Here is a 23778-nt window from a genome sequence, read left to right on the forward strand (position 1 = left end):
TTTTCCATAATCAATAAACTGCACGAGCAGCAAACAGGATGTAGTTTAACATGGAACCAGCAACATCACATGCTGCTGATGTTAAGGCACCATCAGGATTGCAGACTGTCCAGTCGCGCCATCATTCCGGCCAATATACTTTTGCCTTCCGAGTGACTGACAATGGGTTCACTACCTTTGCGCCCAAGCAAACGTATATCATCTGCCGGCATTTCATCTATGAAACGGCTGGGTTCATGTAATTCCCACGTTCCGGCACGTTTGCGCTTATGACAATGGGTCAGCGTGAGCGTCTGACGAGCACGGGTAATACCAACATACATCAGCCGACGCTCTTCATCGATATTGCCTTCCTCCACGCTATCCGCATGCGGAAAAACGCCTTCTTCACAACCAACAAGAAACACATATGGGTATTCCAATCCTTTCGAAGCATGCAATGTGGACATACTCACCATATCCGCATCTTCGTCTTCCTTACCATCCAGCAAGGTCATCAGGGCAATGGTCTGGGCTATTTCAAGTATATTTCTACCGTCTTCCTCTCCTTTTTTACTAATCCAGCCGAGCAAATCCTGTACATTACGCCACTTGATTTCACCTGCACGCCCTTCTTCTGTGTTCAGTAGATGTGCTTCATAAGCAATATCAGACAACAGATTGTGTAGCAAGTTGCCAGCTGCTTCAGTACGTGCGCGTATTTGATAATCCGCCAGCATCGCCATAAACTGCTGTAAAGGCTCACGGCTCTTGGCAGATAGTTCTGCCAAAGCACTCATACTGCGCGCCGCCTCGTACAGGCTGCATTGCGCCACTTTGGCATAATTGTTCAGCTTTGCCAGTGTCGTTTCGCCCACTCCACGCCGCGGAGTAGTCACCGCGCGTAAAAAAGCCGGATCATCATCTGGGTTGGCGAGTAAGCGCACATAAGCGAGCACATCCTTAATTTCAGCTTTGTCAAAAAAACTCTGCCCACCAGAAAGACGGTAAGGAATCCGTCTGCTGCGCAAAGCTTCTTCAAATACTCGCGCCTGATGATTACCCCTGTACAGGATGGCAAAATCGCGATAATGCACCGCATCTCCGCCTACCAGTTTCTGGTGCGCAATGCGGCTAACCACCAAATCGGCTTCATGGGTTTCGTTTTTACAGGCAATCACATCAATCATATCGCCAAGCCCATATTCACTCCATAAAGTTTTGGCGAATAACTTAGGGTTATGGGCTATTACTTGATTGGCCACGCGCAGAATACGCGCAGTAGAGCGATAATTTTGCTCCAGCTTGATGATTTTCAAATCCGGATAATCCTGCTGCAACAGACGCAGATTTTCCATATTGGCACCACGCCAAGCATAAATGCTCTGGTCATCATCACCTACAGCAGTAAATTTTCCATCCTCCCCTGTAAGCAAACGCATTAGCGCATACTGGCAAGTATTGGTATCTTGACATTCATCCACCAGCAGATAACGCAGGCGCAGCTGCCACTTATAGCGGATGTTTGCATCTGATTGCAGCAGCTCAACCGGTATGCGGATTAAATCATCAAAATCAACTGCCTGATAACTTATTAGAGTATCCTGATAAGAGGCGTACAGCTGCCCTATTTGATGTGTCCAGCTATCATCTGCCTGCCGAATAATAGTTTCTGGTGACAACAGGCTGTTTTTCCATAATGAAATTTGGTGCTGTGCCTTAAATACCATTTCACGGCCACTGCTACCCAGCAACTCGCTGATAATTTTGCCCGCATCGGCACTGTCGAGAATAGAAAACTGTTTTTTATAACCAGCTGCGGCCGCTTCTTCGCGCAGAAAACGCATACCCAATGAATGAAACGTGCTGATGTTTAAACCGCGGGTCTGCGATTTGTGCAACAAATGCCCTACACGCTCTTGCATTTCCCGAGCCGCTTTATTCGTAAACGTAATCGCGGCAATCTGATGCGGTGGATAACCAGCCTGCTTGATTAGATAGGCAATTTTTTCAGTAATCACACGCGTTTTACCGCTGCCAGCACCAGCAAGTACCAGTAACGGCCCATCCAAATAATGGATAGCCTGATGTTGTTGTGGATTAAGATTCAACATGATTTACTAGATACTTTCCGGCGCAATAGATGAGACTTCTGCCTAAAACAGCTAATCCTGACATCTGTGAATCGGATAGTAAACTTAAATTTGCCAATCGATTGGCGCCATACCGTGCTGTTGCAGATATGCATTGGCTTTGGAAAAATGTTTACAACCAAAAAAACCACGGTAGGCGGATAAAGGAGAAGGATGGGGCGCAGTCAGTACCAGATGCTTTTGGCGATTTATCATCGCTCCTTTTTTTTGTGCATGACTACCCCAAAGCATAAAAACAACGTTCTGACGTTCTGCATTCAGTGCAGCAATCACATGGTCAGTAAATGTTTCCCAGCCCAGCTCAGCATGAGAATGTGCCTGACCAGCGCGCACGGTTAAAACTGTATTGAGCAGCAATACACCTTGTTCCGCCCAGTGTTGCAGATAGCCATGCTGTGGTATACGAAAACCAGGAATATCGTCTGCTAATTCTTTGTAGATATTAACCAAAGATGGTGGAATAGCAATTCCCTGCCGGACTGAGAAAGAGAGGCCATGAGCCTGTTGCGGACCATGGTAAGGATCTTGCCCTAGAATCACCACTTTTACCTGTGCAAACTCAGTAGCCTTGAATGCATTAAACACATCTTGAGCAGGCGGATAAATAATTTTACCGGCCATTCTTTCGGCACGGACAGTTTCCAGAATATGCTGAAAATATGGTTGCTGTTTTTCTGCACCAATTGCCTGATGCCATGTCTGCATATGTTCTCCCCTATACGATTAGGATAATTTCTGCTTTACCCTGATACTCACTCATGCAGCCAATTTTAGCATACAGATACAACCACTAATCATGCTTGAAACGCCAGAAATGAGCCAGAGGACCATAACCGTGTCCTAAATGCCAATGCTGTCCAGCCTCAATGGCGCCGTGCACATAGCATTTAGCCACAGCTACTGTATTAGCTAAAGTTTCATGCTGTGGACGTAAAGCGGCAATTGCTGCTGAAAGCGTACATCCAGTGCCATGTGTATGAGATGTTTTAATACGCAGACTCTTAAAGCAAACTGGTTCGCAATCCTTTTCCAGTAACCAGTCTATGGCTTCTTCATCTTCACTGAGATGCCCGCCTTTGACCAGAACAGCCTGACAACCTTCATCCAGCAGAATTTGCCCCTGCTCCAGCATTTCATCACTAGAAGTAGCCATCGTTTTCTGGGTTAGCAACGCCAGCTCGAACAAATTAGGAGTAAGTATATCGGCAAGCGGCATAAGCATTTGCTTCATAGCTTGCACGGTATTTTCTATAGACAGTGCCGAACCAGAGGTGGCTACCATTACCGGATCTAATACAGTAAAAGGCAGATGAAATTGCTGCAAAGACTCTGCAACGACACGTATACTTTCAATATCCGCAAGCATACCAATTTTGAGCGCATCAATACGGATATCCGACATCACAGCCGAACATTGTGCCTCAATCATATCCGGTGTTACCACCATGACCTTTTGCACACCAAAAGTATTTTGTGCTGTTATTGCAGTAATGACACTGGTACCGTAGGCACCAAGTGCGGCAAAAGTTTTTAAATCCGCTTGTATACCTGCACCACCACCGGAATCCGAACCGGCTATAGTCAATGCACGAGGGTAAGGCTTGGCCAGGGCCATAAGCGACTCCCAAAATAATTTTTATTAGTCAAGGATTTAATTTATATATACATCCTGCAAAAAAAACAAGCCCATACAAATAAACCAATCAGTTTAAGCAACCTTGTTTGTAAAGGGAAAAACCGCCAGAAATATAATATTTGCAATTAAAAACAGAAATTTAATTCAAACAATCAGTCAGTAAAACTGTGTTCCGCATCAGGAAAAATCTTAGCTTTAACTTCCTGTACATAGGCTCCGACAGCAGCCTGAATACTGGTTTGATTGTGCATGAAATTCTTCACAAATTTTGCTGTTTTGCCTGGATAAATTCCCAGCATATCATGCATCACCAGTACCTGTCCGTCACAATCGACACCGGCACCAATACCTATGGTTGGACAGCTTACAGATGCGGTTACTTTTGCTGCCAGAGCAACTGGCACACACTCCATCAGCACCATATCCGCTCCGGCTTGAGCATGTGCCTGAGCATCAGCTAGCAATTGTGCCGCAGCTTCACCGCGACCCTGAACTTTATAACCGCCAAGCGTATGTACTGACTGCGGCGTCAGGCCGATATGTGCACACACAGGAATACCGCGTTGCTGTAAAAATTGCGTAGTTTCAGCGATCCATTCACCGCCTTCCAGTTTTACCATGTGTGCTCCGGCCACCATCAGCCGAACAGCTGCCGCAAAAGCCTGCTCTTTACTTTGTTGATAAGCACCAAATGGCAGATCAGCCAGTATCAGCGCCTGTAGATTGCCTCGCGCCACAGCCGCAGTGTGATAACAAATATCGTCAACACTAACCGGAATAGTAGAAGCTTGTCCCTGCACTGCCATACCCAAGGAATCACCAATCAGCAGTACGTCAACACCAGCATCGCTCATCAGACGAGCAAAACTGGCATCGTAACAAGTTAGCATAGCGATTTTTTCGCCTGCGGCTTTCATTTTTTTTAAAGTGTGAATGGTATGCATAAATTGATAAATCAAATAATAATATTTATTAGAAAACACGGCCGGTAGTTATACACAGTCTGTTTCTGCAAGGAAACAACAAATTCATCAATCAGTAAAACTGATAAACAAACGGCCAAATTGAATGTGCGGCAAAATACCACAGACAACCTTTTTACCCGAGCAGATTAACAAATATTTTGCTAAAGATAAATTTAACCGGCACGATGATACGTGCGCTTGCCCCCGACATGACTAATCATCCGTATCTGCTCATCTAGCAATCACGCCAAGCATCATTTTTTTACGCTTGAAACCAAACCATGCAAATTGTGTGAATGTGTATACTGATTTTCAATCCAATAAACAAAAACCGTACTTTTTTCTACCAAAAAGTACGGTTTCCAAACTGAATAACACATACATCAGTATGCAAAAAATATCAAACAAACATCATAATGGCATTGATATTTTTTTACCCCGATTAAACTGCGCTGCACACTGAAATAGCAAAATTACTACAGAAAAAACGGCTGAAAATAACTTTCTTACGCAAAAAAATATTCAGCTTTACTCATCAGCAAAACACATCACTTATTCGCTTAAATTCAGATAATTACGACTTCCCTGCATATTAGCAATGGTATTTAGCAACAACTCAAAATGATCTTCATTACCCAGAAAATCCAGCTCATTGGTATTGGCAATCAGTAATGGAGCATGCTGGTATAAATGGAAAAAACGGCGATATTCAGCATGAATCTGCTGTAAATAACCAGCAGGAAACAAATTAATCATACCATCCTCACGCTGGCGCAGACGCTTGTCCAGCAATTCATCATCCGCTTCCAGATAAATCACCAAATCCGGTACCGGAAATTTAGGCATCACCTTTTGCTTGATTTGCCAATACAACGTCTGCTCTTCTTCACGCAGAATTACCGGTACATATATCTGGTCTTTCTCCAGCAGAAAATCAGCAACAATACGTGAACGCCGTTCATCTTCAGCATAGATAACATTGATGGCTTCACAACGGCGCATCAGAAAATGCATCTCTGTGGCCAGCCCGTGATTGGCAGCATTTAGATAGAATTTTTCTAAAAACGGATTGCTTTCAGGTATCTCTGATAATAGTAATGCATCAAAATACTGTGCCAGACGACGGCTCAAAGCTGATTTGCCACTGCCAATAGATCCTTCTACGACAATGTAGCGATAATCCATATTTTCCCCTGACTTAGTTTTGATCGCCTTCAATAATCGTGGCTGCATCCGGCTGTGCTTTAAGTAATTTTGCCGCCAGAGTAGAGGCACTGCCATGAGTGCCGATTACATAGTATGGTGCAATAGCAGCTAGTGGAGCCATTACGAATGCGCGTTCATGCGCACTTGGATGAGGCAATTTCAAATCAGGTTCATTAATGGTCTGATGATTGTAATCAATTACGTCCAGATCAATCATACGCGGACCATTTGGCACATTGCGCACACGTCCCAGCTTATTTTCCAGTTCTAGCATGGAATGTAGCAATGCCTGTGCACTTAAAGTGGTATGAACCAAAACCACCGCATTGACAAAATCAGGCTGGTCAGTCAATCCCACCGGCTTGGTAAGATAAAGTGGTGAAATTGCCTTTACACGGATACCACTAACCTGATTCAATGCAGCCATAGCTGCTTCAACCTGTTTGCGCGGATTTCCTAGATTAGCGCCCAAAGCAATAACCGCTGTTACTGTTTTCATGCTCCCTCCTGCTTGGATTTGTTAGTGCGTTTATTACGATTTCGTTTTGATTTTGTAGAGGTTGTTTTTACCTGCATCGCAGTGTGAATCAGCTCCTCACGCTCTGCATCCGTTCCCTGCTGAAAATTCTGCCACCACTGCACAGTTTCCTGAGCCACTTCGCCAAGATTGGCGCGCAGACACAGAAAATCAAAAGCAGCACGAAAGCGCGGCTGAGCAAGTAGACGATATGGCCGTCCACCGCGCATTATTTCAAATTGCGGTTGCAGAGACCAGATTTCACGCATAGTAACACCATAGCGCTGTGGTACACCCCAGTGTTTATCTATGTGCTGACGTTCGGAAGCCATGGCAGCATGCATGGCTCCATTACTGCGCATACCGCGCGCCTGTTGTTGTATCCATGCTTCACGCATATGCGGCCACAATACTGCCGCCAGTACAAATCCCATGGAAACGGACTTATCCGCACGTAGACGTTCATCAGTATTTTGCAGAGCCAGCGCAGCTATGTGCCCACTGCCGCCTGCTCCAGGCATCAGTGCATCCAAGAGCGGATGAATATTTTTTAAACCCAATATATCCATCTGACGCAAACATGCTTGCGCATAACCACTGAATAGAATCTTTAACACTTCATCAAATAGCCGTGCCGGTGGCTCCCGCTGAAGCAACTGCGCACATTCGGCAATTGGTTTGGATGTCTGTCTGTCAACCGTAAATCCAAGTTTGCCTGAGAGTCTGGCTGCACGCAACATGCGTACCGGGTCTTCCTGATAACGCTCCTGCGGATTGCCTATCATAACCAGACGATGATTGCGAATATCTTCCACGCCATGATGAAAATCCAATATGACCTGTCTGTGTGGATCATAATAAAGTGCGTTGGCGGTAAAATCGCGACGCATGGCGTCCTGTTCCAGCGTACCGAAACTTACATCTTTCATAATCCGCCCCAGCTCATTATGGCTACTGACGGCACCACCACGGAAAGTTGTAACTTCAATGGTTTCTGGCCCCACCATGACATGTACAATCGGAAAGCGTCGGCCAATGATGCGGCTGCGTCTGAATAGTTTACGCACCTGTTCGGGCGTGGCATTGGTGGCGACATCATAATCTTTGGGAGACACACCCAATAGCAAATCCCGCACTGCTCCACCTACCACATAAGCCTCATAGCCTTCTTTCTGCAAACGGGATATCACTTTTTCCGCAGCGAAACTCAGCTCATCCGCCTTAATATGATGTTGTGCAAAGGGTATTTCCCGTTTTCTGCCTTTACTGACAGTCTTACGCGGCAAAACCCTGTGTAACCACTTTTTTAGCATAGAAAATACATAAGCTTATAAAAAAATACTCGCGTGCCACAGCAAACACGACCACTAAAACAGCGTAGTATAACCTATCTATTCGTTTCTCATCATCGTTAGCAGACCAGACTCGTACAATTCTGCCTGCTTCTTCACCAGTATGGTGCACTTTGTATATAATAATACACCTGTTTCTAAATAACATATGTAAGAAGAAACTTATATGTATAACTATCAGTCTGACACAACCCAATTTCTGAATAAATACTTAAATGAACACCCAGAGGAAGCTCAGGCTCAGATCCAGCATCGCGGCTTGCTGTGGGATGTTCAGCTAAATCCCGAAGATGAAGCAAATTTTGCTGCCGCCAAACTGCCAAAAAAAGGCTATACCTATTTAACCGAATAATCTTTTGCCGACCTGTCATGAGTCAACGAGCTGGCGTGAATAGTCCTGCGCTTAATACTTATCTGGCGGAGGTAAATCCCCAAGAGCACCCTTTACTGGCACAGCTGCGTGCTGAAACTGCCCGGCACCGCAAAGGAAATATGAGTATTGCGCCCGAGCAGGCGAAGCTGATGACATGGTTAGCAACGCTGATACAAGCACGCCATTATCTTGAAATCGGTGTTTTTACCGGATACAGCAGCACTGCCATGGCACTGGCTTTGCCGGAAAGCGGTCACATAACTGCCTGTGATATTAATGTCACTTACACTGATATCGCCCGCCGTTACTGGCAAGAAGCCAATGTCAGTCACAAAATACAGCTCTATTTACAACCAGCCTTGATAACGTTGGATAAACTGATTGCGGCAGGACAAAGCAATCAATATGACATAGCTTTGATTGATGCCGATAAACCGCCAACACCTCACTATTATGAACGCTGCCTGCAATTGGTTCGCTCTGGCGGCATTATTGCCATAGATAATGTACTGCTGCATGGGCGTGTGGCTCAACCTGCAACCACGCACGAACCAGAAAGCGTTCAGATTATGCGTTCATTTAATGCCAGCCTGAAACATGATTCGCGTGTGCAGCCACTAACCATCCCTCTGGGTGATGGCCTGACCTTGATGCAGAAAAAATAATAACAATCACCTAGAGAGAGCAACACCAAATGTTCTTATTTAATTATCGTTATCTATTGCTGGCTGCACTGACTATGATAACCATCAGCTCATGCAGTACCATGAGTACCTCCTCTGCCCCTGAAAATACAACTAATTCAGAGGCGCCTACACCGTATACCCTTCAGACAGCAGACCAATTGAGCCAAATGAAAACTCAGATAATGAGTCTGCAAAGTCAGGTAACCAGCCTACAAAATCAATTAAATGATTTACGCCAGCAACAATCAACTCTATCGCGTTATTTAAATGTACATATTCAGCCTGCTCGGGTGAATCCAATAAAAAATACTGGCAATAGCGATAATACAGATGAAGCCCGACGCCTCTACAACGCCGGACTATATGCTCAGAGTATCAGACTTTTAAAAAATGCAGATAGCGGCAGCAATGGCAGCAAGCTGGCACAGGAGCGCATGTGGTTGCTACTACAGAGCCATATGCGTCTAAATAATTGCGAATCGGTCATCAATATCGGCAAACGCTTCAGCAATTTGTTTCCACAAAATAGCCAAACGCCAAATGCCCTATATCAGGTGGCACAATGCCAGACACATTTACAGCAGCAGGATATTGCCCGTACCACCTATCAACGCATTATCAGCAACTATCCCACTAGTAATGCAGCAAATAAAGCCAAGCATCAACTGAAAAAATAATTTACAAACAGAATAAGAGCAAAACATGAATACTCCTCAAATCGGCATCATCATGGGCAGCAACAGCGATTATCCGGTAATGCAGCAAGCAGAACAGTTTTTACAACAATTCAGCATTCCTTATGAAATAAAAGTTGTTTCTGCACACCGCACCCCAGATTTAATGTTTGAATATGCCGAAAATGCACGCTCCAGAGGACTCAAAGCCATTATTGCTGGTGCCGGTGGTGCGGCGCATTTGCCCGGCATGGTAGCTGCGAAAACCACGCTGCCTGTACTGGGTGTACCGATTCCAAGCAAATATCTGCATGGCGAGGATTCCTTGATGTCTATTGTACAAATGCCCAAAGGGGTACCGGTAGCCACCTTTGCCATCGGCGAGGCCGGTGCAGCCAATGCAGCCTTATTTGCCATTGCAATGCTGGCAAACAACAATCCCCAGCTAGCTCAGAAACTCACGGAATTTCGAGAAAATCAAAGACAAAATGTTTTAGCGATGAATTTACCCAGTCAGCCAGCCTGATAAATCAGGAATTGGCCTGCACCTCATGCTAAGTAGCGTTTATTTTCTTCCAAACAATTTGCATCTTTAACAGACTTTTTCTGATAATAATCGCTTAATACTGTCCATAGCTGCTGTTTCTAAGCCATAAGAGTGAGAAAATTAGCAACAGTAGCTTTTTAGTATCAGCTACCTACCAGTCTATAAATACAAAAGCGGTTGCCGCACCATAACAGCAACCGCTATTAATCTGCAAAACCATTATTTTTCAGTACGCAAATCCTTACGCAAAATTTTGCCTACCGCTGATTTAGGCAATTCTTCACAAAATTCGATGTCCTTCGGTACTTTATATCCCGTCAGATTCTGGCGACAGTATGCAATAATTTGCTCACGTGTCAGTGCAGGGTCACGCTTAACCACAAATAATTTTATCGCCTCACCTGTTTTCTCATTTGGCACACCGATACAGGCTGCTTCCAATACCTCTGGCATAGCAGCTACTATTTCTTCAATTTCATTCGGATAAACATTAAATCCCGATACCAAAATCATGTCTTTTTTACGGTCAACCAAACGTACATAACCCTTGGCATCGATTTCTGCCATATCACCGGTGGCGACAAAGCCACGGCTATCCAATACTTTGGCCGTTTCCTCGGGCCGGTTCCAGTAGCCCTTCATTACCTGTGGTCCTTGTACCCACAACTCTCCTACTTCACCTATACCCAGTACTTTACCGTTGTCATCTCGAATTTCAATATCTGTATTGGATACTGGTAAACCGGCTGTGCCCGTGTATTCAGGATTATTTAACGGATTGGCACACACGCCTGGGCTGGCCTCAGTCAGACCATAAGCATCGATAATTGGCACCCCTGTAATCGCTTTCCATTCCTGCGCCACATTTTTTTGTGTCGCCATCCCGCCACCCAAAACAAGCTTCCATGATGAAAAATCAATTTTTTTGAATTCTTCATTATGAATCAGAGCATTGAATAGCGTATTTACCCCGCTCATTACCGTGACACGATTACTTTGGAGTACTTTAACCAGCGCATTGATATCACGCGGATTGGTAATCAGAATATTTTTAGAGCCGGCATTGGCAAATATCATGATATTCACTGTGAGCGAAAAAATATGATAAAGCGGAAGCGGTGTTACTACCACTTCCTGCCCCGGTACCAGATTGGCCTTAATCCACTCTGATGCTTGCTGCATATTAGCAACAATATTTCCATGAGTCAGCATTGCACCTTTGGATATACCTGTTGTTCCACCCGTATACTGCAATAAGGCCAAATCCTCCAGTCCAAGCGGCACTGGCGTAAAGCGCTGCTTTTTACCCAATGCAAGCGCTTGAGGAAAAGTAATGGATTGCGGAATATGAAATGGTTTCACCATTTTTTTGACTTTGCGCAGCATGAAATTCACCAGCGTGCCTTTCAGCCAGCCCAACATATCTCCCATACTGGCGACAATCACCTGTTTTAGTGATGTCTGATCCAGCACTTTTTCCACCGTATGTGCAAAATTTTCCAGCACAATAATGGCCGTCGCACCTGAATCAATTAGCTGATGCGCCAGTTCACGCGGTGTGTACAGAGGATTGACATTAACCACTACGCCGCCAGCCTGCAATACACCGAACACGGCCACTGGATACTGCAACACATTCGGCATCATAATTGCCACGCGCTCACCCTTTTGCAGCTTAAGCACATTCTGCAAATAAGAAGTAAACTGATTCACCAAAGTCGCAGTCTGCGTATACGTCAGAGTGGTACCCATATTAGAAAAACTCGGCTGCGGTCCGAACTTCTTCACACTGGTGTGCAGCACGTCAATAATCGACGAATAAGCACGAACATCCACTTCTGCGCGCACCCCTTCCTGATAACTTTGTAACCAGATTTTTTCCATTATCTTTTTTCCTTTGCAACAATGCGCCTGATTTAATGTGAAGTAAGGGAACATCAGTCTAAACAGACTGTAAAGAAAACATCAAATCAGTACGACTGCATCATTGCTAGCAAGATGATTGCCCGATTATAGGCAATCGGTTGAAATTAAATTAATTATTATTAATACTGTGGCTATCGGTATCGCTGATAATACCACCACCCAAACACATTTCGCCAGCATACAGGACGGCTGACTGACCTGGTGTCACAGCCCATTGCGGTTCATCAAATACAAGCTCGGCACTGCCGTTATCAAGATAGCGCAAAGTAGCGGAAGCATCCGGCATGCGGTAACGCGTTTTCACTCCGTAGCGACCTTCAGCCGGCTGCTCAGGCGTTGTAAAACTTAGATCGTGCATAATCAGGCTACGGCTGAATAGAAGCGGATGGTTATGCCCCTGTACCACCAAAAGTTCATTTCTTTTCAGATTTTTTCCAGCCACAAACCATGGTTCGCCATCACCGCCGATGCCTAGCCCTTTACGCTGACCCAACGTGTAATACATCAGACCTTCATGTTCACCTACCACTTTTCCTTCCGGTGTGACCATTGCACCCGGATTGGTAGGTAAATATCGTTGTAAAAACTGCCTAAACGGCCGTTCTCCGATAAAACAGATACCTGTGCTGTCTTTTTTGGTTGCTGTCGGCAACTGTGCCTGCTCCGCTAAACGGCGTACTTCAGTTTTTTCAAGTTCACCTAACGGAAATAATGCTCGTTGTAGCTGATAAGGCTGGAGACGATATAGAAAATAGCTCTGGTCTTTGTTTTGGTCGAGCCCTTTAAGCAGATAATGCACACCATTGCGCACCTCTTTGCGGGCATAATGACCAGTAGCAATTACATCAGCACCACCGGCCAGAGCATGGTCCAGAAAACATTTGAATTTAATTTCCGCATTGCATAGCACATCCGGATTTGGTGTGCGCCCTGCCTGATATTCCTGTAGAAAGTAGGCAAAGACATTATCTTTATACTCGCTGGCAAAATTGACAATGTCTATATCCATACCAATCACATCGGCCACTGTAACAGCGTCAAGTGAGTCCTGCTTGATGGAGCAATACTCGTCATCGTTATCGTCTTCCCAGTTTTGCATGAAAACACCGCGCACATCATAACCGCCCTGTTTGAGCAGTAAGGCAGTCACCGATGAATCCACACCACCAGACATTCCAACAACAATGCGTTGAGATAAATCAGCTTTTGTATTCATTTACATTTATCCAAAATCGGCGCCGATTTTGCCACAGCCGGAGCATAGCGACAACTTACAGGCAGCATTAACTGCATAAGGCTTGCTAACCGCCAGCATAAACACACAATACATTGCAATAAACATTAATGTGTTTACACAAGCAAACATCAATTTGAGTAGGAACAAAATAAAAAACACAGGCTGTCATCACTGCGTAATCTGCCTAAAGCAAATCAATCACAATCCCGACAGCCTGTGCAAATGCAAATCAGACTCAATTCTAATGCAGGCGGTGCAATACTTCATCCCGCCCCAGTAAAGCCAATACCTGATCAATCGACGGTGTTTTGCCAGTACCACAGACTGCCAGCCGCAATGGCATACCCAATTTACCCATTTTAATATTTTCTGCTTCACAGAATGGCGCAAACAAAGCATGTATACTTTCCGCATCCCACTGTGGTAGCTTTTCCAGCTCAGCGGCAAAACGTTGCATTCGTACCGGTGCATCCATATCCCAGTGTTTGGCCACTTCTTTTTCACTCGGTGTGGCTTTGACATAAAAATAGCTACATTCTGAGGCTAGCTGATTCAAATCCTGAGCTCGTTCCTTTACCAAAGCTATTACATCGGTCAAAGCAGGCTGTTCAGCCACCGCAATGCCCTGCTGTTCTAATCGTGGGCGTACCAGTTCAGCCAGACGTGTATCATCACTGGCTTTGATGTGCTGAGCATTCAGCCACAGCAACTTTTCGTGGTCGAAACGGCTGGCAGAAGGGCTGACATCTTTTAAATCAAACCATTGCACGAATTGAGCCATCGTGAAAAATTCGTCATCACCATGCCCCCAGCCCAAGCGTGCCAGATAATTCAACAGAGCTTCCGGCAGAATACCCTGTTTATCATAATCCACCACACTAACTGCATCACGGCGCTTACTCATTTTCGCGCCTTTTTCATTCAAAATCATTGGCAGATGTGCATACTGTGGCAGCGTGGCTCCCATAGCACGCAGAATATTAATCTGTTTCGGGGTGTTATTAACGTGATCATCACCACGGATAACCTGCGTAATCCCCATATCATAATCATCTACCACCACACAGAAATTATAGGTAGGGGTACCATCGGCGCGGGCAATAATCAGGTCATCTAAATCTTGATTGGCAATAGCAATATGGCCTTTGACCAAATCATCCCATGCCGTTTCACCAGTCAGCGGCATTTTAAAACGCACTACCGGCTGCACACCCTCTGGTATTGGAGGTAGAGTTTTACCCTCGTCGGGACGCCAGCGCCGGTCGTACCAGAAATGTTCGCCACGTGCTTCTGCTTCCTGCCGCATCGCTTCCAGCTCTTCACGGCTGGTGTAGTCATAATAGGCATGGCCAGAAGCCAGTAGCTCACGCAATACTTCAGCATAGCGGTCAAAACGCTGCGTCTGATAAAACGGGCCTTCATCATAGTCCAGACCTACCCAGTGCATCCCATCCAAAATTGCCTGCACCGATTCAGCAGTAGAGCGTTCCAAATCAGTGTCTTCAATGCGTAACACAAATTTACCCTGATGTTTACGCGCAAATGCCCATGAAAACAAAGCCGTGCGCACACCGCCAATATGTAGAAAACCGGTAGGACTGGGAGCAAAACGAGTACGTATCATGATAACCATTTCAGACGCAGAAAAACCGCTATTGTACGCGTAAGCCAGCCTGAACAAAACCCGTTCATGCTATGCTTGCTATTGCTACCCATAAGCTTTGGAAAGGCGGAATCTTTATGACAACACCGAAACATCTGGCTGTTTACTACACTGGCGGCACCATCGGCATGCAGTCCACTCCTGCCGGATTAGCGCCGGCAAACGATCTGCCGCGTCTGGCCGCCCCCATCTTTCAGGAATTTAGTGAAGAAGTACATTGTGATTGGTTTATCAGCGACCCCTTGATTGATTCGTCGGCCATTACCTTGAGCAACTGGCAACATTGTTTAGAATGGATAGACAGCACAGCCACAGATTATGATGGTTTGCTGATTCTGCATGGTACGGACACCATGGCTTATACTGCCAATATCATCGCACTGGCACGGCCACAGCTAGGTATTCCTCTTATCTTGACTGGCGCTATGCTGCCACTAGCAGCTGATAACAGCGATGCCCCACTGAATCTGCGCACAGCATTGGCCGCGTTTAGCTTACGCGATTTTAATCAGACTGCTATCGCATTCAACGGCCAGCTCTGGCCAGCAATTGGCAGTGTAAAAATCAGTACCGAGCGGCCGGAGGCTTTTGCCAACCCACAATTTGGTACACTCGCGCAATGGTCGGCTACCGAAGGTTGGTTTAACACTAACCTTCCGGCCACACCCCCCTCTACTGCACCAGCAAGCTACCGCATTAGCAACACCGTTCGAATCCATTGTTTTACCCTTACACCGGGAGCCAATCTAGACATGATTAGCGCCAGCTTAAATCAAAACGCGCCGGACGGAGTGGTACTGCAAAGCTACGGCAATGGCAATACACCAACTGATGCAAGCTTTCTGGCAGCCATTCGTCACATCAGTCAACAATCCATACCGGTATTAAATATCAGCCAAGTTTTGCAAGGCAACGCCTCCGCAGTTTATGCCCAAGGACATGAACTGCGCGCTGCTGGCGTGATTAATGGCGGTAAATGCAATCTGGAAACCGCTGTAGCCATTCTGACTCTCGCTGCTAGCAATCATTGGAGTAAAGAAAAAATTGAAAATCTGTTAGAAGAGCAACAGCTGATTTAACCGGTTCTACCATAATGCAGGATAATTTGTCGAAACCAACTTTTTATCCTGCATATCCCGATATATTCAAAAAAATATTAATTTTGTTTTTATCTTAATAACATTATTAATTAAAAAATTTTTTTGATTAACAAATAAAATCCTCAATTTTCATTTTCATGTATTTCCACTATCACCTGTATCCTATTTGAAATATTGTTTATCAAGCATTTATATTCACTATTTAATTTATTTATTAACAATTTCTCTGATCGCGCTTTACTTATTAAACAGCCTTTGGGTACCAGCTTTTACAATGTATCAGCAGATATGTGATATAACACTTTTATTTCAGTATAGATAAATTAAGCGTGGAAGAAAAAATTAGTTTAAAACAAAAGGCCTATATTATTCTTGGTTCTTTTCTGGTGGCCGCATTCATTATTGGTATTGCCGGTGCGCTACAGGCACCCACTCTCAGCCGTTATCTGGCGAAAGAAGTGCAAGCTAATCCCTATCAGATCGGCCTATTTTATTCAGTCAATGCCATTGCTGGTATTGTTGTGAGTTTTCTTCTGGCGCAGTATTCAGATAATAAAGGTATCCGCCGCAATATTATTTTATTCTGTTGTCTGATGGGCATCGGCAACTGTATTACCTTCGCCTTTTCACGCCACTACCTATTGCTTATCTCTGTGGGTATCTTTTTTTCCGCATTCACGTCAGCTGCAATGCCGCAGATTTTTGCTTCAGCACGCGAATATACCGACCATACCGGACGTAATGTCGTGGTATTCAACGGCATTCTCCGCGCCCAGTTATCATTAGCATGGGTTATCGGACCGCCCTTATCCTTTACATTGGCAGTTAAATATGGTTTTACCGCCATGTATCTGAGTGCAGCGGCTATGTTCTTGGTTGCCCTCCTAATTATTTTTATGTTTTTTCCTGCTATCAGACGTTCTGCTCCAGCCAGCAAATCTTCAGGACCAAAAGAAAAAATATTTCGCAACCGCAACGTGATGTTTTTATTTATCGCTTCAATCAGCATGGGCACAGCCAATATGATGTATTTAATTGACATGCCGCTGTATCTGAACCAGATTTTGCCATCCGCCCCATCCCTGCCCGGACATTTGATGGGCGTAGCCGCAGCCATTGAAATTCCGGCCATGCTGGTTGCTAGCATGCTGGTACCGCGTTTTGGAAATAAAAACCTAATTTGCTTTGCCGTAATATGTGGCATCATTTTCTATATAGGCATGATTATCAGTCAGAAAGAATGGATACTGATTGCGCTACAACTATTCAATGGCCTGTTTATCGGTATTGTAGCCAGTATTGGACTGATTTATTTTCAGGACCTGCTGCCAGGTCGGACGGGAGTAGCCTCAACACTATTTAATAACTGTATTTCGTGCAGCATCATTCTGGCCGGTATGTTGCAAGGCACCGCTTCAGCCAATTTTGGCCATCATTTAATTTATATCCTTGCTTTAATCATGGTATCGGTTTCCCTGATTTTCTGTCTAATAATTACCAATCCGGTACATAAGACCAAACATTTAAAAAATTGATTCACACATCCTGAGCCATTTCTGGCCATCTTACAGGCTGAACTCAACGGTTCAGCTTTTTTTACAGCATATACATAAACAAAGATTTCTGTATGGCGAGCGTTCATCAGAAAAAATAATATATGCATAAATTAAGCAATTAAATAACTATATTAAATCAGTTTGTAATATTAATTACCAACATTAGCACAGATAAAATTATATAATTCCACTCATTCAGCATTTAAAACCATAATTTTTGCACATGCATCTTTCGGTTGCATTGACAGTGCAAATTTAATCCCGTAACTTATCAAAAAAATCCAAATCTTCCTTTTGATTAAATAAATACAGTCAGTTAATGACATAGTTACATCGCATTACCCTACTTTCTGTAAGCGAAAACACCAGCTCAGGCCGGTCTACATTTTTCTGGAGAGAATTTTATGAATCAAACAAGCAACGTGCGTCAGCGCCAGCTGGCTGCCGCCCCGCGTGGCGTCGGCTTTATGTGTGACTTTTATATTGATCACGCTAAAAATGCCGAATTTTGGACACCAGAAGGCAAACGTTATATTGATTTTGCCGGTGGCATCGGCGTACTCAATACCGGCCACCTACATCCTAAAGTTCAACAGGCTGTGGCCGACCAGTTGCAGAAATTTTCTCATACCTGCTTTAATACTGTGCCGTATGAGCTGTATGCCAAAGTCGCCGAAAAAATCAATGCACGTGCGCCCATCTCCGGCGATAAACGTACAATGTTTGTTACTTCCGGTGCCGAAGCAGTAGAAAACGCCATCAAAATTGCTCGAGCCTATACCAAACGACGCGGCGTCATTGCTTTCAATGGTGCTTTTCATGGCCGTACCAATCTAACCATGGCTTTAACCGGTAAAATTGCCCCTTATAAAGTTGATTTTGGGCCATTTCCAGCCGACATCGTTCATGCGCCCTATCCCAACGCTTTACATGGCGTGAGCATAGAGGATGCCCTTCATGGTCTGCATAATATTTTTAAATGCCATCTGGCCGCCAGCGACGTTGCAGCTATCATCATCGAAGTAGTACAAGGTGAAGGAGGCTTCAATGTTACCCCAAATGAATTCCTGCGCGCTTTACGACAGCTGGCAGATGAACACGGCATTGTGCTGATTTTTGATGAAATCCAGTCTGGTTTTGCCCGTAGCGGCAAGCTGTTCGCCACAGAATGGACAGGTGTTGAACCCGATTTAATGACTATTGCCAAATCTCTGGCCGGTGGATTTCCCTTATCAGGCGTAGTGGGCAAAGAAGTTATTATGAATGCACCTGTAGTCGGTGGTCTGGGTGGTACCTATGCAGGTAGCCCGCTGGGTCTGGCTGCGGCTGATGCAGTGATAGATGTGATTGAAACCGAAAAATTGTGTGAACGCGCCACAGTGCTGGGCAACCGTTTAAAGGAACGCTTCAACAGTCTGAAACAAACCATACCAGAAATTGCCGAAGTACGCGGCCCCGGCTCCATGGTTGCACTTGAACTAGTGAAAGCAGGCACGTCCGAACCCAATGCCGAAATGACCAAAAAAGTTCAGCAGTTAGCACTTGAAAACGGACTGATGATTCTCACCTGCGGCCAGTACTATAACGTCATCCGCTGCCTGTATCCGCTCACCATTGAAGACAATGTATTTGATGAAGCTCTAAACATACTTGAAGCAGCCGTGCGTCAGGCTCAATAATAACTACTCAGCAAGCTGCCGGTGCTCACCGCATATTTGGCAGCCTGTAATGTCTGATACAGTTAATTTGGAAAAAAATTATGCAACTGCATGATCCTGCACTTTTAAAAACCCAATGTCTGATAAATGGCCAATGGGTAAATGCTGATAACAGCGCTGTTATTTCCGTTATCAATCCGGCCAACGGACACAATCTGGCCGATGTACCACGCATGGGCGCCGCAGAAGCAGAACGTGCCATCGCCGCGGCACAGGCTGCCTTGAAACCATGGCAGGCCAAATCAGCCAAAGAACGCAGCAATCTGCTGCGCCGCTGGTTTGAGCTGATGATTCAGCATCAGGAAGATTTAGGCATTATCCTAACCTCAGAACAAGGCAAACCTTTAGCCGAAGCCAAAGGTGAAATTGCCTATGGTGCCTCTTATCTAGAATGGTATGCCGAGGAGGCTAAACGCATTTATGGTGACACGATTCCGGCACCCTCTCACGACAAACGTATTCTAGTTATCCGGCAGCCAATCGGCGTATGCGCAGCAATCACCCCGTGGAACTTTCCTAATGCCATGATTACGCGCAAAATTGCGCCAGCACTGGCTGCTGGCTGTACCTTTGTTATCCGCCCTGCTTCACAAACTCCGCTCTCCGCACTGGCTATTGCCGAACTAGCTCAACGTGCTGGCATTCCTGCCGGCGTAGTGAATGTTATCACTGGCAGCTCAAGTGAAATCGGCAAAGTACTTACCGAAGACGAACGGGTGAAAAAATTCAGCTTCACCGGTTCCACCGAAGTAGGCCGCAAACTGATTGCGCAATGTGCCGGCACCGTGAAAAAAGTATCTATGGAGCTGGGCGGCAATGCACCATTTATCGTATTTAACGATGCCGATATCGATGCCGCCGTTGAAGGCGCAATGATTTCCAAATTCCGAAATGCCGGCCAGACTTGTGTCTGTGCCAACCGCTTATACGTACAAAGCGCAGTTTACGCTGAGTTTGTCAGCAAACTGGCTCAGGCCATCGCTAAACTGAAAATCGGCAATGGGCTAGAACAAGATGTTACTGTCGGTCCCTTGATTGACGCCAGTGCTGTAAACAAGGTTCAAGAACACATTGCTGACGCAGTAAGCAAAGGTGCAGAAATTGTAACCGGAGGTACTGCAGACCATCACGGCGAACTCTTCTTTCAGCCCACCCTGCTGAAAAATGTGACACAGGAAATGAAAGTGGCACGTGAAGAAACCTTCGGTCCGTTAGCACCGGTATTCCGCTTCGACAACGAAGAAGAAGTGGTCAGCTGGGCAAACGATACAGAATTCGGACTGGCCAGCTATTTTTACAGTCGAGACATCGGCCGTATCGTACGTGTCAGCGAAAATCTGGATTATGGCATGGTAGCCATCAATACCGGCCTGTTGTCGAATGAAGCTGCTCCATTTGGTGGCGTCAAACAATCTGGCCTTGGACGTGAAGGGTCCAAATACGGCATTGAAGATTACCTTGAAATCAAATATATACTACTGGCCGGTATCGATCTGTAAATTCTGAATCAGCGGCAGCATTCTTCCATGCTGCCGCATTCCCCGCTGCAATTATAAAAAAACCTGAATGCTCTGCATCGATCAGGAAGACTTTTTGCGGGCTGCAATTGACTTAATTAGTCTGTCTGGCACTGATTCTTTTAGAGGAGAAAACATTGAGTACGTCATCTACATTAAAAAATGGACTGAAATCCCGCCACTTGACCATGATATCTATAGCTGGCGTAATTGGTGGCGCCCTTTTTATCGGTTCGGGTTCAGTAATTTTTCATACCGGTCCGGCTGCCATATTGGCTTATGCTGCTGGTGGTCTATTGGTGATGCTGATTATGCGAATGCTCGGTGAAATGGCCGTGGCTCATCCCGACAGTGGCTCTTTTTCCACATATGCCGATATTGCCATCGGCCGCTGGGCTGGATTCAGTATTGGCTGGCTTTACTGGTATTTTTGGGCTCTACTAATGGGCTGGGAAGCTTATGTAGCCGGTAAAATTCTTAACAACTGGTTTCCGCTGATACCTATTTGGGGCTACATGCTGGCAGTAACCATCGCATTAGTCATCATCAATCTAATGGATGTTAAGAATTACGGCGAATTTGAATTCTGGTTCGCCCTTATCAAAGTAGTCGCCATTGTTCTATTTCTGATTATAGGTAGTCTAGCCATCATGCATTTATGGCCATGGGGACAGGCAGATGCACAAGGATGGTCGCATTTAACCGGTCAGGGCTTTATGCCCAATGGCATCTCATCCGTGGTTACCGCACTGCTTGGGGTTATGTTTGCTTATATAGGAGCTGAAATCGTTACTGTTGCCGCTGCTGAATCCAGCCATCCAGCTATAGAAATCCGCAAAGCAACCAAATCCGTAGTCTGGCGCATTATTCTGTTTTATGTAGGTTCAATTTTTATCACCGTGTGTCTGATTCAATACAACGACCCGCATCTGAAGGATGCCACTTGGGGCACATACAGCGTGGTACTTACTTCTCTTGGTATTCCACAGGCACGCCACATTGTTAACTTTGTTGTACTCACATCCGTACTCAGTTGTTTTAATTCCGCTCTGTACACCTGCTCACGCATGCTCTATTCATTAGCCAAACGCGGCGATGCCCACCGGATGATGGCCTATACTTCAAAAAACGGCAGCCCACAAATTGGCGTATTAGTATCCTGTGTCTTTACCTTACTGGCCGTATACCTTACCGCTACAGCTAAAATGAATGTTTACGACGTATTGATGACCGCTACCGGCACCATTGCTCTGTATGTCTATCTGGCTATTAGCTTCTCACAATTATTTTTACGCAAAAAACTGGAAAAGCAGGGTAAAACCATTAATTTTAAAATGTGGTGCTTTCCTTGGCTCACCTATTTGGTTATCGCTCTGATCATTGCATCCATCATCACCATGATATTCGAAGGTACCTATAAATATGAAGTAATTTACACCAGTATATTGGCTGCCGTTATCCTGCTGATGGGCATGTTGGCTCAGGTATTCAAAATTGGCAGCCAAAAACCGTATTGAATAAATCAAATGCAACATAGCCTTGCATAGGGTTTCATAATCTGAAAAATATTGATACAGCTTAACCATACTAAATAAATTGTGAATTTATTTACCATCACCAGCTGCAATTCAGTACACTATTCATTTTCAGATTCAACCTGAGCACAATGATTACACAAGAACAATGTCAGCAATGGGATGCCAGCGACAAACTGGCAGCATTTAAAACCCAGTTTGAATTACCTCAAGGGATAATCTATCTGGATGGAAATTCTCTCGGCGCAAAGCCCCGTCAGTCCTCAGAGCGAGCACAGTCTGTAATTAATCAACAATGGGGCACAGACCTCATTAACAGCTGGAACAAAGCCGGCTGGTGGGATTTGCCGCTGCGGCTTGGCAACAAAATCGGCCAGCTCATAGGGGCTAGAGAAAATGAAACCGTCGTTACAGATACCACCAGCCTTAATCTTTTTAAAGTACTGGCAGCCGCGATCGATATTCAGCAACAAAAAGACAACCGCCGTAAAATCATTATTGCCGAACGTGATTCCTTCCCCACAGATATCTACATGATTGAAGGATTCATGGCGCTGATTAATCAGGGCTATCAACTCCAATTAGTCGATACACCGGCAGATCTGGCCGAAAGCATTAATCAGCATACTGCCGTAGTTGTGCTGTCACATGTCAATTATCGTACCGGCTACCTGCACGATATGGCATCCACCAATGAACTTGTGCATAGTCATGGTGCTCTGCTTATTTGGGACTTATGTCATTCCATCGGTGCCGTACCCATTGATTTAAATAGTAGTAATAGTGACTTTGCCATCGGCTGTACCTACAAATACCTTAATGGTGGCCCCGGTGCTCCTGCCATGCTATGGGTACATCAGCGCTATCAGACCGCATTCAGCCAGCCATTATCAGGCTGGTGGGGACACGAAAAACCGTTTGATATGGCAGTCAGCTATACACCTGCCGACAACATTCGCCGTTACCTCTGCGGTACACAGCCAATTGTCTCTATGAGCCTTATAGAGTGTGGCGTTGATATCTTTCTCCAAACTGATATGCAAGCCGTACGACACAAATCACTGCAACTGACCGATTTACTCATCAACCTCACTGAGCAGGAATGTGCCGGCCTTGGACTTACCTTGATTACCCCGCGCAAACATGAGCATCGCGGCAGTCACGTTAGCCTACGCCATCCACATGGTTATGCCATCGTTCAGGCACTGATTGCCCGCGGGGTAATTGGTGACTATCGCGAACCCGAAGTAATCAGGCTCGGCGTCACACCGCTATACCTGAGCTATACCGATATTTGGCAGGCTGTTCAGCATTTGAAACATGTATTGATCAATCAGGAATGGGCACAGCCTAAGTTTCATACACGTGGACAAGTAACCTGATAGACCATTCTTTCATTCAGACAGCTAAAAGCCGAGCGTGAATCTTCTGCTCGGCT

Annotated in this window: 20 protein-coding genes; 10 read left to right on the forward strand and 10 right to left on the reverse strand. The window is 45.2% G+C overall.

All coding sequences use genetic code 11. The annotated features are described in order from the left end of the window. Positions 1 to 92: 92 nt before the first annotated feature. The 7 genes from rep to pcnB all read right to left on the reverse strand — a co-directional run bounded on the left by rep (position 93) and on the right by pcnB (position 7769). Entirely contained in the window at positions 93 to 2093 is a 2001-nt protein-coding gene (rep, locus tag J3U64_RS02350) for a DNA helicase Rep (protein WP_267408146.1), read from the reverse strand. Between the two features lie 84 nt (positions 2094 to 2177). Then, entirely contained in the window at positions 2178 to 2837 is a 660-nt protein-coding gene (ung, locus tag J3U64_RS02355; protein WP_267408147.1) for a uracil-DNA glycosylase, read from the reverse strand. An 85-nt stretch (positions 2838 to 2922) separates the two neighbouring features. After that, positions 2923 to 3747, reverse strand: a complete 825-nt coding sequence (gene thiD, locus J3U64_RS02360; RefSeq protein WP_267390041.1) for a bifunctional hydroxymethylpyrimidine kinase/phosphomethylpyrimidine kinase — start codon at positions 3745 to 3747, stop codon at positions 2923 to 2925. Between the two features lie 173 nt (positions 3748 to 3920). Further along, complete coding sequence (gene panB / locus J3U64_RS02365) at positions 3921 to 4712, reverse strand: 3-methyl-2-oxobutanoate hydroxymethyltransferase (RefSeq protein ID WP_267408148.1); 792 nt, start codon at positions 4710 to 4712, stop codon at positions 3921 to 3923. Positions 4713 to 5285: 573 nt separating this feature from the next. Then, positions 5286 to 5918, reverse strand: a complete 633-nt coding sequence (locus J3U64_RS02370; RefSeq protein ID WP_267390039.1) for a deoxynucleoside kinase — start codon at positions 5916 to 5918, stop codon at positions 5286 to 5288. A gap of 13 nt (positions 5919 to 5931) precedes the next feature. Beyond that, on the reverse strand, positions 5932 to 6438 hold the full coding sequence (folK, locus tag J3U64_RS02375; RefSeq protein WP_267390038.1) for a 2-amino-4-hydroxy-6-hydroxymethyldihydropteridine diphosphokinase: 507 nt from the start codon (positions 6436 to 6438) through the stop codon (positions 5932 to 5934). Further along, a complete protein-coding gene (pcnB, locus tag J3U64_RS02380; RefSeq protein ID WP_267408149.1) occupies positions 6435 to 7769 on the reverse strand; it encodes a polynucleotide adenylyltransferase PcnB in 1335 nt (444 codons plus the stop codon). The genes folK and pcnB overlap by 4 nt, the downstream gene beginning before the upstream one ends. Positions 7770 to 7974: 205 nt before the next feature. Between pcnB and J3U64_RS02385 the strand changes: the two genes are divergently transcribed. From J3U64_RS02385 to purE, 4 genes are read left to right on the forward strand one after another with little or no spacing between them, the layout of a single operon-like run. Beyond that, positions 7975 to 8160 (forward strand): DUF3460 family protein, encoded by a 186-nt coding sequence (locus J3U64_RS02385; RefSeq protein WP_100139888.1) that lies wholly within the window; start codon positions 7975 to 7977, stop codon positions 8158 to 8160. A 17-nt stretch (positions 8161 to 8177) separates the two neighbouring features. Further along, the gene (locus J3U64_RS02390) at positions 8178 to 8846 is read left to right on the forward strand and encodes a class I SAM-dependent methyltransferase (RefSeq protein WP_267408150.1); all 669 of its coding nucleotides are present in this window, start codon (positions 8178 to 8180) and stop codon (positions 8844 to 8846) included. A 29-nt stretch (positions 8847 to 8875) separates the two neighbouring features. Next, the gene (locus J3U64_RS02395; protein ID WP_267408151.1) at positions 8876 to 9544 is read left to right on the forward strand and encodes a tetratricopeptide repeat protein; all 669 of its coding nucleotides are present in this window, start codon (positions 8876 to 8878) and stop codon (positions 9542 to 9544) included. A 25-nt stretch (positions 9545 to 9569) separates the two neighbouring features. After that, a complete protein-coding gene (gene purE, locus J3U64_RS02400; protein ID WP_100139885.1) occupies positions 9570 to 10067 on the forward strand; it encodes a 5-(carboxyamino)imidazole ribonucleotide mutase in 498 nt (165 codons plus the stop codon). A gap of 240 nt (positions 10068 to 10307) precedes the next feature. On the opposite strand, the gene J3U64_RS02405 is transcribed toward purE, so the two are convergent. The 3 genes from J3U64_RS02405 to gltX all read right to left on the reverse strand — a co-directional run bounded on the left by J3U64_RS02405 (position 10308) and on the right by gltX (position 14878). After that, positions 10308 to 11972 (reverse strand): AMP-binding protein, encoded by a 1665-nt coding sequence (locus J3U64_RS02405; protein ID WP_267408152.1) that lies wholly within the window; start codon positions 11970 to 11972, stop codon positions 10308 to 10310. Positions 11973 to 12123: 151 nt separating this feature from the next. After that, a complete protein-coding gene (mnmA, locus tag J3U64_RS02410; protein ID WP_267408153.1) occupies positions 12124 to 13230 on the reverse strand; it encodes a tRNA 2-thiouridine(34) synthase MnmA in 1107 nt (368 codons plus the stop codon). Between the two features lie 262 nt (positions 13231 to 13492). Then, entirely contained in the window at positions 13493 to 14878 is a 1386-nt protein-coding gene (gltX, locus tag J3U64_RS02415; RefSeq protein ID WP_267408372.1) for a glutamate--tRNA ligase, read from the reverse strand. Positions 14879 to 14991: 113 nt separating this feature from the next. Between gltX and J3U64_RS02420 the strand changes: the two genes are divergently transcribed. From J3U64_RS02420 to kynU, 6 genes are all read left to right on the forward strand, one after another. Then, on the forward strand, positions 14992 to 15993 hold the full coding sequence (locus tag J3U64_RS02420) for an asparaginase (RefSeq protein WP_267408154.1): 1002 nt from the start codon (positions 14992 to 14994) through the stop codon (positions 15991 to 15993). Positions 15994 to 16343: 350 nt separating this feature from the next. Beyond that, positions 16344 to 17549, forward strand: coding sequence for a sugar efflux transporter (locus J3U64_RS02425; RefSeq protein ID WP_267408155.1), 1206 nt, complete (start codon positions 16344 to 16346; stop codon positions 17547 to 17549). A 425-nt stretch (positions 17550 to 17974) separates the two neighbouring features. Continuing rightward, positions 17975 to 19249 carry a 4-aminobutyrate--2-oxoglutarate transaminase gene (gene gabT, locus J3U64_RS02430; protein ID WP_100139880.1) on the forward strand — a complete coding sequence of 425 codons (1275 nt, stop codon included), beginning with the start codon at positions 17975 to 17977 and terminating at the stop codon, positions 19247 to 19249. A gap of 80 nt (positions 19250 to 19329) precedes the next feature. Beyond that, entirely contained in the window at positions 19330 to 20787 is a 1458-nt protein-coding gene (locus J3U64_RS02435; RefSeq protein ID WP_267408156.1) for an NAD-dependent succinate-semialdehyde dehydrogenase, read from the forward strand. Positions 20788 to 20942: 155 nt separating this feature from the next. Next, positions 20943 to 22322 (forward strand): amino acid permease, encoded by a 1380-nt coding sequence (locus tag J3U64_RS02440; protein WP_267408157.1) that lies wholly within the window; start codon positions 20943 to 20945, stop codon positions 22320 to 22322. Between the two features lie 149 nt (positions 22323 to 22471). Beyond that, complete coding sequence (gene kynU, locus J3U64_RS02445; protein WP_267408158.1) at positions 22472 to 23722, forward strand: kynureninase; 1251 nt, start codon at positions 22472 to 22474, stop codon at positions 23720 to 23722. Positions 23723 to 23778 lie beyond the last annotated feature (56 nt).

Origin of the sequence: Snodgrassella sp. B3800, from assembly GCF_026535865.1 — a bacterium.
Lineage (GTDB): Bacteria > Pseudomonadota > Gammaproteobacteria > Burkholderiales > Neisseriaceae > Snodgrassella > Snodgrassella alvi_E.